The following is a 13183-nucleotide window of genomic DNA, read 5'->3' as shown; positions in this document are numbered from 1 at the left end:
CCGGTTATTTTCGCGCTTCTAAATAAATATCCGCTATGGTGCGGCAGATTCACTTTTTGCGGCAAATATTTGCTTAGATATGTGATTTAACACACATAATTTTTCTGGCTTTGGCGGATAAATTGTCACTCACGGCGCAGTAACGCCATCATATGCGCCATCTGCGCACTCATTTCGCGTTCGCCCGACCAGACCAGCCACATCTCCGACTGCGCATCAGGCTCCTCCAGCGGTAACCACACCACGTTCGCCAGACGCGCGTGGCTGAAGGAGGCAGGCAAGATAGATACACCCAGCCCGGTCGCGACCAGTCCGAGAATGGTCATGGCCTCGCCCACTTCCTGGGTAATGTAGGGCCGGATCTGATAGCGCTGAAGCAAATCCAGGATTTCGCTGTACAGTGCCGTTCCCACCTGAGGATCAAAAAACACAAAGGGTTCCCGCGCCAGCGCCTGCAAGGTGATCCGCCCTGCCGTCGCTAGCGGATGGGCTTTATGCACCACGGCGCACAATGGCTCGCGCAGCAAAAGCTGATGATGCAAATCGGCGGGGAGCGGCGTGTTACGCATGACGCCGAGGTCCAGCTTGCCCTCATGCAGCGGAGCCAGCTGCTGACGGGTGTTAATTTCCTGCATCTGAACATGTACGTTGGGCCAGCGCTGGCGAAACACATAAAGCGCATCTGACATCACGCCAATAAAAGCCGCAGAGGAGGTAAATCCAATGCGCAGCTCTCCTTCTTCACCGCGATGCAGACGCGCGGCGCGCTGGGTTGCCTGCTCGACCTGTAACAGGATTGCCCGCGCATCCTGTAAAAACTGCGCGCCGGCCGGCGTAAGCTGCACGCTACGGTTGGTGCGGTTAAACAGCTGCGCGCCGGTTTCCGCTTCAAGCTGCATGATTTGCTGACTCAACGGCGGCTGGGAGATGTGTAAGCGCTGGGCTGCGCGGCCAAAATGCAGCTCTTCCGCAACGGCAATAAAATAGCGCAGGTGACGCAGTTCAATATTCATAGGTTAAACGTCTTATTTAAGATGATTAATATATTAGACAACCTAATAGACCTTTTCTACAGTAACACTCTGTTTTTACTCATAAGGATCCCCTGTGAATCGCTCTTCACCTGCGGTGCCGCTGGACAGCGACATGCCTGCGCAGTCTGAGGCTTCCTCGTCTGACTGGATTGTGCGCGGCACCCGGCCTTTTATGCGCGTCACGCTCGCCTTGTTTTCTGCCGGGCTGGCCACCTTTGCCCTGCTGTATTGCGTGCAGCCTATTCTGCCGGTGCTCTCTGCACAGTTTGGCATTTCTCCCGCCGCGAGCAGTATTTCGCTTTCCATTTCCACCGCCATGATGGCCCTGGGATTACTGGTGACAGGCCCGCTGTCCGATGCCATAGGACGGAAGTCCGTGATGGTAACGGCGCTCATGCTGGCCGCAATCTGTACCCTGCTCTCTGCCACTATGACCAGCTGGCACGGCATTTTACTGATGCGGGGCTTGATCGGCTTATCGCTGAGCGGTGTGGCCGCGGTGGGCATGACCTATCTGAGTGAAGAGATTCATCCCAGTGTGGTGGCTTTTTCGATGGGGCTGTACATCAGCGGAAACTCGATTGGCGGCATGAGCGGCCGCCTGATAAGCGGTGTATTAACCGACTTCTTTTCATGGCGCATAGCCATTGCGGCCATTGGCTGTTTTGCCCTCGCCGCTGCCCTGATGTTCTGGAGAATCTTACCGGAATCGCGCCATTTCCGTCCGGCCTCGCTGCGCCCGCGCCATCTGACCATTAACTTCCGTCTGCACTGGCGCGATGCGGGATTGCCGCTGCTGTTTGCCGAAGGCCTGCTGCTGATGGGCGCCTTTGTGACGCTGTTCAACTATATTGGCTATCGCCTGCTGGGCGCGCCGTGGCATTTAAGTCAGGCTGTGGTGGGCTTGCTGTCGGTGGTTTATCTGACCGGGTCATGGAGTTCCCCGAAAGCCGGCGCGTTAACCAGCCGGTTTGGGCGCGGCCCGGTTATGTTTGGCTCGACCTTTATTATGCTGATGGGGTTACTGCTGACGGCATTTAACGGTATCGTGCTGATCTTCATTGGTATGATGCTGTTTACGGCAGGATTTTTCGCTGCGCACTCCGTGGCGAGCGGCTGGATTGGCCCACGCGCTCGTCGGGCAAAAGGTCAGGCTTCTTCCCTCTATCTGTTCAGCTATTACGTCGGCTCAAGCGTGGCGGGTACGGCTGGCGGCTTTTTCTGGCATCAGTTTGGCTGGGGCGGCCTGACACTGTTTATCTCCGCTTTACTGCTGTTAGCGTTGTGGGTTGCCTGGCAGCTGCACCGCCGCAAACTCTAGCAAAACTTAATGAATATTCCGGGTGTTTGACTGCCCGGAATGCGGCCCGTACAAGAATTGTCCGTATTATCAGTATGATTGCCTAAAGCACGCGTTTCCCCGCTATAATCGGTTTGATCCCAAAGATTAATGTCATCTTTGAATTCACAGCAAGGGGGAGACCTAATGGCGCGATACTATTACGTCAACAAACAATCAGGCTACAACGATAATCACGTGGTTCATGCAAGCGGCTGTAAATATCTTCCGGATTTGGAAGGTCGGCTGTTTCTCGGCACATTTTATTCCGCAACCGCAGCCATTCAGCAGGCCCGTAAGTACTATCCCGGTTCATTAGGGTGCGATGCGTGTTGCCCGGTTGCCCCGGGTAAAAATGTGCACACTCAGGACAGTGTGGCGCTTAAGCACGGCGTGGATTTCTGATTACGCAACGCCCGTTTGATGTCAGTATGGCGGTTGCTGGCCGCCATTCTCAGCCCAGCCCGTGTGCCGGTTATCCTCGCCTTCTCTGCCCCCGAGTCTGCTGTCTGCGGTTGGTCTGTCATCCCACAGAGTCGTCATTTCGTTAAGCTTTTTCATTTTTTTCCGTTATCTTAGAACCCTTACTTTCATACAGGGCTCTACCATGCGTAATAAATTCGCATCGTCTCAAATTGCGCTTCACTGGCTTACTGTTCTGCTGCTCATCATTGCCTATGCCACGATGGAGTTACGCGGCTATGTCGAGCGGGGTTCCTGGCAGCGCTTTGCGATGATGGTGACGCATTTCAGCGCCGGGGCGACGATTCTGGTGGTGATGCTGTCGCGATTACTGCTGAAACTCCGTCATCGTAGTCCCGCCATTATTCCTCCGGTGCCGCGCTGGCAAACCGGGCTGGCTCATCTGACGCATACGCTGATTTATGCGCTTTTCATCACGCTTCCGGTGCTGGGACTGGCATCGCGTTATCTGAAAGGTCGTGAGTGGCAGTTATTTGGTATACCGATGCCGGTGGCGGCCGAACCTGACTTTGATCTGTCGGATACGCTGACCGACTGGCACGAAACGCTGGCCCCATTTGGCTACTGGCTGATTGGCTTACATGTGGCGGCGGCGCTGTTTCATCATTACGCCCTGAAGGACAATACGCTGCTGCGGATGATGCCCGGACAGCGTCATCGCGAGCCGTAAACGCCATACTGCCGTATCGGGCAAAAAAAATTCATCTTAATCTGCGCCTGGTGGTTCCACCCGGCGCGTAATTCCTCCACAATAACCGCTAAAGTGTGACGCAGGTCACTATCATGGGGTGATCGCCCTGACTCCTTTTTGACGCACAGACTGATTTAACTTCTCATGCCATTAACAACTGTTTCCCGTAAAACGGCCTGGCTACGCGTGGTACTGTTGGCCATCGCCGCTTTTGTGTTTAATACCACCGAATTTGTGCCGGTCGGTTTACTGTCCGATATTGCCGCAGGCTTTTCGATGAAAACGTCTGAAGTGGGCATTATGCTGACGATCTATGCCTGGGTGGTGGCCTTACTGTCACTGCCTTTGATGCTGCTGACGCGGAATATTGAACGCCGGCTCCTGTTAACGGTTCTGTTTATCGTCTTTATTGCCAGTCATGTGCTTTCTACGTTTGCGTGGAGTTTTACCTCCCTGATCGTATCCCGTGTGGGAATTGCGTTGTCCCATGCGGTGTTTTGGTCAATTACAGCATCGCTGGCAATTCGTGTTGCCCCCGCAGGTAAAAAAACTCAGGCACTCAGCATGCTGGCAACCGGCACCGCGCTGGCAATGGTTTTGGGCGTGCCGATTGGACGCGTGGTCGGTCAGGCGCTGGGCTGGCGCACAACGTTTGGCGTGATCGGGCTGTCCGCCCTGGTGCTGATGATTATGCTGGCGCGTATCCTGCCACGGTTGCCCAGCGAGCACACGGGTTCGCTTAGCAGCGTTCCCCTGCTGTTCCGCCGACCGGCGCTGGTCGGGATGTATCTGCTGGTGACGTTAATTGTGACCGCGCACTATACAGCCTACAGCTATATTGAGCCTTTTATGCAGCTCGTTGCTAATGCCAGCGAGGGGTTCACCACCTTACTGCTGCTGCTGTTCGGTTCGGCGGGCATTATTGGCAGCCTGTTATTCAGTTCGCTGGGGAAAAAATTCCCCTCTGCGTTGCTGATTGCCGCTATCGCGCTGGTGACGCTGTGCATGGGACTGTTAATCTTCGCCGCAGTCCGGCCCGGCGCAATCATTACCCTGTGCGTGGTCTGGGGAATGGCAATGATGATGATTGGCCTGGCGATGCAAATCCGCGTGCTGTCTTTAGCCTCGGACGCGACGGACGTCGCGATGTCATTGATGTCCGGTATTTATAATATCGGTATTGGTGCGGGCGCGCTATTAGGCAGCCAGGTCAGCGCTTACATGAGCCTGTCTGATGTGGGTAATGTGGGAGCGATCATCGGACTCGCGGCGCTGTTATGGTGTATTTATATTTTCAAACGTTATCCGCAACTGCGTTCCAACGGGTGACAACAGCAGGCTTCGTGATGACGGAGCCTGCTCTGATTTATTCCTCACAGACACAATGCGTGAAAACAGCCGCTCGGCTACCGGCACCGGGATAATGCCGCCGCGCGTTGGCGGTTATCTGCGTCATCGATCACGCCGCGTCACCAGCCTGCCCGACATTAGCCAGCACGAGTCAGTGAATTAAGGTCACAGACAACCCTAAACATTAAATAACGGAACACGCACCGCCCCCCGCTTTTTAACGTCGTAACCTGAGACAGCGTATTGGCCGGTATAAAATTGGCACGTGTAAATTGGTTATTTAAGCCGCATCGTTAAGGTATAAAACGTCTGGGAATTCGCCTGCCGTTAATAAGCTAAAAAAGTTCGTTAAATATCATTACCCTATTCTCAACACTTCCATTACCTATGTTTACCCCGTATAACGGAGAAAATCGTTAACGTCAGGTGTCATAATGACGAGGAAGTGGTTAACTCTATATCTTTCACGCAGCGTCAGCCGGGTCATGCTGGATGATATTCGGGCGATCTTGCCCACTGATGGGGTGAAAATTTTTCTCAATGACTTAGACGATGCCTGCCATGCCACAGTAGAATGTGTGCAGGCAGAGAATACCTGCGCGCTTGTGGCCTCGGCGATTGTTGTGTGGCGTCAACTGGGTCATATCCACACAATGATTTACACCAAAGGCGAGATACGGCGTGCGGTAAATGAGGCGACCCAGTTTGAACTGTTTACGTTGCTGAAGAACCATCACGCCGTGTTACGGCTGGCTTAATCCCTGAATAGACTCACAGGATAAACATGAGAATTGGTCTGTTGTTCCCCATTGCTATCATCGTGGCCGGCATCGGTTTTCTCGCCTGGTTCATCGGCAGCGGCCTGGCCATGCCGGGATCATAAGTCAGCGAAGCTGGCTGTCTTTACTGCCGCGACGGTTGTAAAGGCTGGTTTCTTTTTGCTGCTTATCGATTTTTTCCTGACAGGTGACACAGTAGCGCACGCCTTTCAGTGCCTGACGGCGCGCCGCCGGTATCGGTTCGCCGCACAGTTCACATTCCGTGGCGCTTTCGCCCTGACCGATCGACTGGCGCACGCGTTCGATCCCGTCGTTAACGGTACTGTCGATCTGTTCCTGAACCGCCCCTTCTGAAGCCCAACCGTTCGCCATGTTATTTCCCTTCTGAACACCAAACACACTCTTAACTGTACAACATATCTGACATTTTGCAGGCAAGGCGGCACACGTCCCTGTGAGCCGCCGCATCATGGATTACGGCTTGATATCGACCTGATAAAAAATATGCTTGCCGAAGGGATCCACTTCATAACCGCTGACCGTCGTGCGTATCGGTTCATAAATGGTGGAGTGGGCAATCATGACGGCGGGCATCTGGTCATGCATGATCTGCTGCGCCTGCAGGTACATTTGAGTCCGTTTGCGCTGATCCGGTTCGGCCCGGGCTTGGGTGATCAGGGTTTCAAACGGCTGATAGCACCACTTTGATGAGTTTGAACCGCCTTTCGCCGCGGTGCAGGTGTAGAGCGGTCCGAAAAAGTTATCCGGATCGCCCGTCGCCGTTGTCCAGCCCATCAGGGCAGCCTGATGTTCACCGTTGCGCACGCGTTTGAGGTATTCGCCCCATTCATAACTCACGATGTTGGCCTTGATGCCGACTTTTGCCCAGTCGGCCTGGATCATCTCCGCCATCCGGCGCGCATTCGGATTATAGGGGCGCTGAACCGGCATCGCCCACAGCGCGATTTCCGTTCCCGGTTTCACACCCGCTTCGGCCAGCAGGGCTTTAGCCTTTTCCGGATCGTAATCGTAGTCTTTGAGATCCTTGTCTGCGCTCCAAACGCCAGGCGGAAGAATATTTTTGGCGACCGTGCCCGTGCCTTTAAAAATGGCCTCAATAATGGCGGGTTTGTTTATCGCCATGGCCAGCGCCTGACGGACTTTCACATTATCAGTGGGCGCTTTAGTGGTGTTGAATGCCAGAAAACCGGTATTCAGCCCTGCTGCCTGTTTGAGCGTGATCGCCTTGTTCTGTCGCATTTTGTCCAGGTCGGCCGGATTAGGGAATGGCATCACCTGACACTCATTTTTTTCCAGTTTGGCGTAGCGCACGGCGGCATCCGGCGTAATGCTGAAAATCAGCCGATCCAGTTTGGCTTTCCCCTGCCAGTAGTCAGGAAACGCCTTATAGAGAATGCGTGAATCTTTTTGATACTGCACTAGCTGGAAAGGTCCGGTGCCTATCGGGTCCATATCCACCTTCTCTGGCGTGCCGGCCTTTAGCATCTTGTCCGCGTATTCCGCTGAATGGACAGAGGCAAAGTACCAGGCCAGGTCGGCCAAAAACGGCGACTCCGGATGGGCCAGGGTGAAGCGCACGGTGTGATCGTCGATGCGATCGATATGGGTGATAAGCGTCGCCAGCTGCAGGCTGTCGAAGTTGGAATAATTGCCACCAGAGACCGCATGATAGGGATTTTTGCTGTCCATTTGCCGCATAAACGAGAAGATCACGTCATCTGCGTTAAAATCGCGGCTGGGCGTAAACTGCTTATTGCTCTGAAATTTGACGTTGTGCCGAAGATAAAAGGTATAAACCTTGCCGTCCGGGCTGATATCCCAACGTTCTGCCAGGCTGGGAATCAGTTCGGTCGTGCCCGGTTTGAAGTCCACCAGGCGATTGAATACCGGTACAGCACTGGCATCCACGCTGGTTCCCGAGGTGTAAAGTTGCGGATTAAAATTTTCAGGGGAGCCTTCGGAGCAGTACACCAGCGTTTTTGCATGGACGCCGCCCGCCAGAGCCACACCTGCAGTAAGCAGTGCCAGGGTCGTAAACCTGTTTCTCATTATTGTCCTCGCTTTCTGTTGACTTCCGTTAGTCTGAATATCTAAATGAATGATTTAGCGCTTTGATAGATAGCATGAATCACCACCATAGCGAACCCCGCAGTACGTCAACTAATAAGGATTAGTGATGACCGACAAACTTCAGGCGCAACTCATTACGCGTTTTTTTCGTTACCTGGCGGTAAGCAGCCAAAGTGATGCAAAGTCCAGCACCTTACCCAGCACCCCCAGCCAGCACGCGATGGCGCAGCTGCTGGCGGACGAATTACGCGACCTTGGCCTTGAGCAGGTTGTGATTGATGAACATGCCACGGTAACGGCGCTGAAACGAGGAAACTGCCCCGATGCGCCGCGCGTGGGGTTTATCACCCATATCGACACGGTTGACGTGGGGCTGTCCCCTGACATTCACCCGCAGATCCTCACCTGGCAGGGTGAAGACCTTTGTCTGAACCCACAGCAGGACATCTGGTTACGTCGGGATGCGCACCCGGAGATCGCGCCCTATATCGGCCAGCAGATTATTTTCAGCGACGGCACCAGCGTGCTGGGCGCCGATAACAAGGCGGCCGTGAGCGTCGTCATGACGCTGATGGAGAATTTACAGGGCAAACACGGCGACGTCGTGGTGGCGTTCGTGCCGGATGAGGAGATCGGGCTGCGCGGCGCGAAAGCGCTGGATCTTGAAACCCGTTTTAATGTGGATTTCGCCTGGACGATTGATTGCTGCGAGCTGGGCGAAGTCGTTTATGAGAACTTCAACGCGGCCGCAGCGGAAATCCGCTTTACCGGTGTGCCGGCGCATCCGATGTCGGGCAAGGGCGTGCTGGTCAATCCCTTACTGATGGCTCACGATTTTATCAGCCACTTCGACCGGCAGGCGACGCCGGAACATACCGAAGGTCGCGAAGGCTATATCTGGTTTAACGAGATGCAGGCCAACGCCAGCATTGCCACGCTTAACGCCTCGATTCGCGATTTTGATCTGGCAGGCTTTGCTGCACGCAAACAGCAGTTGCAGGCGGTCAGAGATATCATCGCCGCGCGCTATCCCACGGGCAAAGTTGAGCTAACCCTTCGCGATATTTACAGCAATATCAGCAATGCGATGGGTGAAGATCGTCGGGCGGTTGATCTGATTTTCGCCGCCCTGCAAGCGCTGGATATTGCGCCTAAAGTGATCCCCATGCGCGGCGGCACCGATGGCGCGGCTTTGTCGGCGAAAGGTCTGTTAACACCCAACTTCTTTACTGGCGCGCATAACTTCCATTCGCGCTTTGAGTTCCTGCCCGTGACCTCCTTTGTGAAGTCATACCAGGTGGCAGAGAAGCTGTGTTATCTGGCGGCGGAGTGATGGGATACAGGCAGTAAAAACCGCCTTCGCGAGGAAGGCGGTGATCAGATGCGGGTTTAGAAAGTTACCCAATCGCCGTTATCCGCCGACGCGGCTTTAGGCTGGAATGAGGTCGTTGGGCTGGCCGGCTGTGAGGGCGGCTTCCGCGTTGACGTCGGTGCCAGGGGCGCATCGCTGGACAGGCGGAACTGTGCGACAGAGGCCTGCAAGGCTTCCGTCTGCAGCGCCAGCGCACTGGCGGCGGCGGAGACTTCTTCCACCAGCGCGGCGTTTTGTTGGGTTACGCTGTCCATTTCCGTTACCGCCGTGCCAACCTGCGAAATGCCTTTGCTTTGTTCTTCTGAGGCGGCCGCGATTTGCTTCATGATCGCGTCAACATCCTGCACCGATTTCAGAATACCGCTCATGGTGCCGCCGGTCGTGCTAACCAGTTGCGCCCCCTTTTCCACGCGCTCAACGGAATCCGCAATCAGGCCAGCGATCTCTTTTGCCGCACCCGCACTACGCTGGGCCAGATTTCTGACCTCACTGGCCACAACGGCAAAGCCACGGCCCTGTTCCCCGGCGCGGGCGGCTTCTACTGCGGCGTTAAGCGCGAGGATATTGGTCTGGAACGCAATGCTGTTGATGACGTTAGTAATCTCTGCAATTTTCTTCGAACTGTCAGAGATTCCGTTCATCGTGGTGACCACTTCACCGACAAGACTACCGCCCTGTTTGGCCGTGATCGTTGCGGCTTCGGTCAGGGTACTGGCCTGACGCGCATTTTCCGCATTGAATTTCACGGTCGCCGTCAGTTGTTCCATACTGGCTGCGGTTTGCTCCAGCGCGGCAGCCTGCTCTTCCGTACGTGAAGACAGATCGTTATTACCAATCGAAATCTCAGCGGCTCCGCGTGAAATGTTTTCCGTGCCGCTGCGAATCGCACTGACGGCTTCGCGCAGGCTGTCCTGCATGGCGCTCAGTAAGGGCACCAGTTTGCCGACGCAGTTACGGCCCATATCTTCAACCGGCTTGCTGAGATCGCCTTTGGCGATGACTGAAAAATGTTCGCGAATTTTTTCCAGCGGCTTAACCAACATTTTTACCAGATAACGGTCGGTAAACAGCAGAATCAGCAAGCCAATCACCACGGTGACTGAAATCAGGGTTTTGGTCATCGCGGTCATACGATCGACTTCAACCCGCGTTTGACCCAGTTTGACACTTGCCACTTTATTGAAGTTTTCAGTACTGGCACCAAAGGCACGGCTCAGCGCAGGGGTGACGTCATTTGCCTGTTGGCGATAGCTGTCCAGCGAATCCTGACGGGCACGCTGAAGCTGAACCGTCACGCCCTGGTCGAGCAGTTTTTGCCATTTATCAATGACGTCATTGGCAACGGCTGCATCCATTGGGCCTGGAGAGAGCTGTTTGAACAGGGTCAGCTGCTGAGACATACTGTCCAGTGCCTGCTGTACGGGCGCGAAAGCCTCATCGTTTTGCGCTGTGCCTGCCGCTTTTTTCTCCATGACGCGCGACAGGCGCGTAATCATACGAAAGTACTGATCGTTGCCCTTACTCAACGCGGTCATCTGTTCCACGATATGGCGATCGACATCGTTGCCGTCACTCAACGAATTGAGCGAATGAATACTGAACAGCCCGATTCCGCTCCACAGCAGGCAAAACAGCCCGAGTATTGTCAGCATTACCGCGCGAATTGTGAAATTTTTAAGCATACCCATACTGAAATCCCTTAAACGTTAACCCGTGACACCGGGCGTATGGGATATATCGGCAGAAAGGCCGAAAATGTAACAGCGCTGTTAAACTTTTTTATGCTGGTGCACTGCCTCCGCGACAGATCACCGTTTCAGCAAAAATCAGCCTGGAGGGCGCGCAGGATGGCACCCGGCACGAGGGCTGAGGGCTGAGGGAGCACTACAAGCGAACCATACGCGACATCATCAGGCGAAACAGCGCCAGCCGCCGACGCATAAAGCGCGGCATGAGTCTGAGCCCCGCTTTCCCCTCGCACCCGAGTGACATTGTCACGTCATTATTCGCCTGCCAGGCAGGCCAGGGCAAGATCCCGTCCAGTTGTGTCGTGCTGGTGTTCACGTCGCGGGCAAAGAGAAACCAGTAGTCACTGACCTGCTGCGCAAACGCGTGATCGGCGGGCGTAAAGCGGCGATCGTCGCTGACAGCGGGCAGGTTATGCAGCGTATTCATGACGTAGGGGATTTCGTTACCGTGCCAGGTGCCGTGCGGAAAAAGGTCCCGCGAATGTTCAGATACGTAATCAAACCAGTAGCGCCAGCCCGGCATAGCGACTTTTTGCTGCGCCCGCATCACCAGCCAGGGAAGCAGGCTAAACGTCATATCTCGTGCCACGGCACGTCCGAGCAACGCATCCGTCTCAAGCGGATAAATCCATTTTAACAGCTGATAGCTGAACCGATTTTGACGACGAAGCCGGTCTACCACCGTGGCGGCATCGACACCGAAATACGCCAGTACGCTGGCTTCGTCGCTGTTGCTTCCGGCCATCAGCGGCAGACGATGCTGACGTCCGGCCATAAACGTCTCCAGTACCGGCGCGGGAAGGACCGCATCGCCCGCGATGGCAACAGGACCGAGCCCGTAGCTGCTGTCCAGTGACCAAAAGGCCTCAGCAGGCAGCGCGCGCAGCTGTTCCATGCTGGCATCAGCGGGCAAACCTAAACGGCTGGCCACCTTCACGCCTTTCTCAAGCGCCGTGGTCCGCGTCACGTCTGGCAGACTATAGGCACTCTGCACAATTCCCTTGTGGAACAAACCGGCTGACAAGGGCGAACAGCACAGCGATAACAGGCTACGTGCGCCAGATGACTCGCCAAACAGCGTAACGTTACGGGCATCGCCGCCGAATGCGTGAATATGGCGCTGAACCCAGCGTAAGGCCGCGATCTGATCCAGCAAGGCAAAATTGTGAAGCGTCCCGGTCGCCGACTGCTCTTTTTCCATGGCCGGATGCGCAAAAAAGCCCAGATGGCCCAGCCGATAGTTAATCGTGACGATAACCGCGCCGCGTGAGGCCAGCGGTTTGCCGTTGTAGGGAGCCAGCCCGCCGGAACCGAGGGTAAATCCGCCCCCGTGCAGCCATACCATCACCGGCAGAGGCTTATCGGGCTGCAGTTCAGGCGTCCAGACATTGAGATAAAGACAGTCCTCGCTGAAATCGCCGGGATCGCCGCCGCCAATCGCAAGGCAGTATTCGCGGTTCTGCCAGCTCGCGGCAGAAAAATGCAGTGCGCTTCGCACGCCCTGCCATGGGATGACGGGCTGGGGCGCGCGCCAGCGCTGGTCCCCCACCGGCGGCGCAGCGTAAGGAATACCTTTAAACACAAAGATCCCGTCATCGATGCCGCCTTGCAGCACACCGTCCGCGATAGCGATCTTCAGGCCGTGCTCATTTTTCATGCATTATTCCTTGTCTGCGTAGGCGGTCATTATTTCAGGCCATCTGTCTTTGTCCAGAAACACAGCGGGTAAAAATACCGAAAATGTGCTGCGCACGTCCGCCGGGATTGACCGCTCCCGGCGAACCTGTTTTTAGTACTGCATGTCGTTTAACGCGTGAGAGGAATTGAAAATGTTCAGTGGCATCAATCAGCTTTTTGTTCGAATGACCGATCATCCTGACCTGGGCAAGCTGTTATTGCGTCTGACACTGGGTGGACTGCTGCTGTTTCACGGTGAGTTCAAGCTGGTGCACGGGGTGGGCTGGATTGCCCAACTGCTGCACCAGCACGGCCTGCCAGGATTTCTTGCCTGGGGTGCCTGGATCGGGGAAATTATCGCCCCGCTGATGCTGATTGTGGGGCTGATGACGCGGCCTGCGGCGTTCATTGTGGCGGTGAATATGGTGGTGGCAACGCTGCTGGTCAAAACCGGGGCACTATGGCATCGCACCGGCGTGGGCGCCTGGTCGCTGGAGACCGAAGCGCTGTTTCTGCTGGGTGCGCTGGTGATCATGCTGCTGGGCGCGGGAAGATTCACGCTGATACGTGATTCACGGCTGCAATAGTCGCGCAATCCGGGGCAATCGCGCCCCGGTGG

13 protein-coding genes are annotated in these 13183 nt (G+C 55.3%); 8 read left to right on the top strand and 5 right to left on the bottom strand.

The genetic code is table 11. From position 1 onward, the window contains the following. Nucleotides 1-125: 125 nt before the first annotated feature. On the bottom strand, nt 126-1013 hold the full coding sequence (locus AAIE03_RS07665) for a LysR family transcriptional regulator (protein WP_014593769.1): 888 nt from the start codon (nt 1011-1013) through the stop codon (nt 126-128). A 94-nt stretch (nt 1014-1107) separates the two neighbouring features. Between AAIE03_RS07665 and ynfM the strand changes: the two genes are divergently transcribed. The 6 genes from ynfM (at nt 1108) to AAIE03_RS07635 (ending at nt 5780) form a co-directional block, all read left to right on the top strand. Next, on the top strand, nt 1108-2355 hold the full coding sequence (gene ynfM, locus AAIE03_RS07660; protein WP_013025854.1) for a multidrug efflux MFS transporter YnfM/SxtP(Kp): 1248 nt from the start codon (nt 1108-1110) through the stop codon (nt 2353-2355). A 165-nt stretch (nt 2356-2520) separates the two neighbouring features. Continuing rightward, a complete protein-coding gene (locus AAIE03_RS07655) occupies nt 2521-2778 on the top strand; it encodes a hypothetical protein (RefSeq protein WP_014605782.1) in 258 nt (85 codons plus the stop codon). Nucleotides 2779-2980: 202 nt separating this feature from the next. Further along, nucleotides 2981-3526 (top strand): cytochrome b561, encoded by a 546-nt coding sequence (gene cybB, locus AAIE03_RS07650; protein ID WP_029570048.1) that lies wholly within the window; start codon nt 2981-2983, stop codon nt 3524-3526. A 165-nt stretch (nt 3527-3691) separates the two neighbouring features. Then, nucleotides 3692-4876, top strand: a complete 1185-nt coding sequence (locus AAIE03_RS07645) for a sugar transporter (protein ID WP_014605781.1) — start codon at nt 3692-3694, stop codon at nt 4874-4876. Between the two features lie 455 nt (nt 4877-5331). Then, entirely contained in the window at nt 5332-5655 is a 324-nt protein-coding gene (locus AAIE03_RS07640; protein WP_013025858.1) for a hypothetical protein, read from the top strand. Between the two features lie 26 nt (nt 5656-5681). Then, on the top strand, nt 5682-5780 hold the full coding sequence (locus AAIE03_RS07635) for a YoaK family small membrane protein (protein ID WP_015700245.1): 99 nt from the start codon (nt 5682-5684) through the stop codon (nt 5778-5780). Nucleotide 5781: 1 nt separating this feature from the next. Here AAIE03_RS07635 and AAIE03_RS07630 read toward each other — a convergent pair whose 3' ends face one another. Both AAIE03_RS07630 and AAIE03_RS07625 read right to left on the bottom strand, forming a co-directional pair. Next, nucleotides 5782-6048 (bottom strand): DksA/TraR family C4-type zinc finger protein, encoded by a 267-nt coding sequence (locus AAIE03_RS07630; RefSeq protein ID WP_014605780.1) that lies wholly within the window; start codon nt 6046-6048, stop codon nt 5782-5784. 102 nt (nt 6049-6150) lie between these two features. Then, on the bottom strand, nt 6151-7746 hold the full coding sequence (locus AAIE03_RS07625) for an ABC transporter substrate-binding protein (protein ID WP_013025860.1): 1596 nt from the start codon (nt 7744-7746) through the stop codon (nt 6151-6153). A 127-nt stretch (nt 7747-7873) separates the two neighbouring features. Here AAIE03_RS07625 and pepT point away from each other — a divergent pair, with 127 nt between their 5' ends. Then, complete coding sequence (pepT, locus tag AAIE03_RS07620; RefSeq protein ID WP_014605778.1) at nt 7874-9100, top strand: peptidase T; 1227 nt, start codon at nt 7874-7876, stop codon at nt 9098-9100. 56 nt (nt 9101-9156) lie between these two features. Here the strand turns inward: pepT and AAIE03_RS07615 are convergent, their stop codons facing one another. Then, nucleotides 9157-10827, bottom strand: coding sequence for a methyl-accepting chemotaxis protein (locus AAIE03_RS07615; RefSeq protein ID WP_013025862.1), 1671 nt, complete (start codon nt 10825-10827; stop codon nt 9157-9159). Nucleotides 10828-11023: 196 nt separating this feature from the next. Further along, on the bottom strand, nt 11024-12544 hold the full coding sequence (locus AAIE03_RS07610; protein WP_282475775.1) for a carboxylesterase/lipase family protein: 1521 nt from the start codon (nt 12542-12544) through the stop codon (nt 11024-11026). A 172-nt stretch (nt 12545-12716) separates the two neighbouring features. Between AAIE03_RS07610 and AAIE03_RS07605 the strand changes: the two genes are divergently transcribed. After that, nucleotides 12717-13151: a DoxX family protein gene (locus AAIE03_RS07605; protein WP_014605776.1), complete on the top strand. Its 435-nt coding sequence runs from the start codon at nt 12717-12719 to the stop codon at nt 13149-13151. The last annotated feature ends 32 nt before the right edge of the window (nt 13152-13183 follow it).

This window comes from Pantoea sp. Ae19-2 (assembly GCF_059801205.1).
The sequence above is the reverse complement of the archived record's forward strand: the minus strand, read 5'-3'. Positions and strand labels throughout refer to the sequence as shown.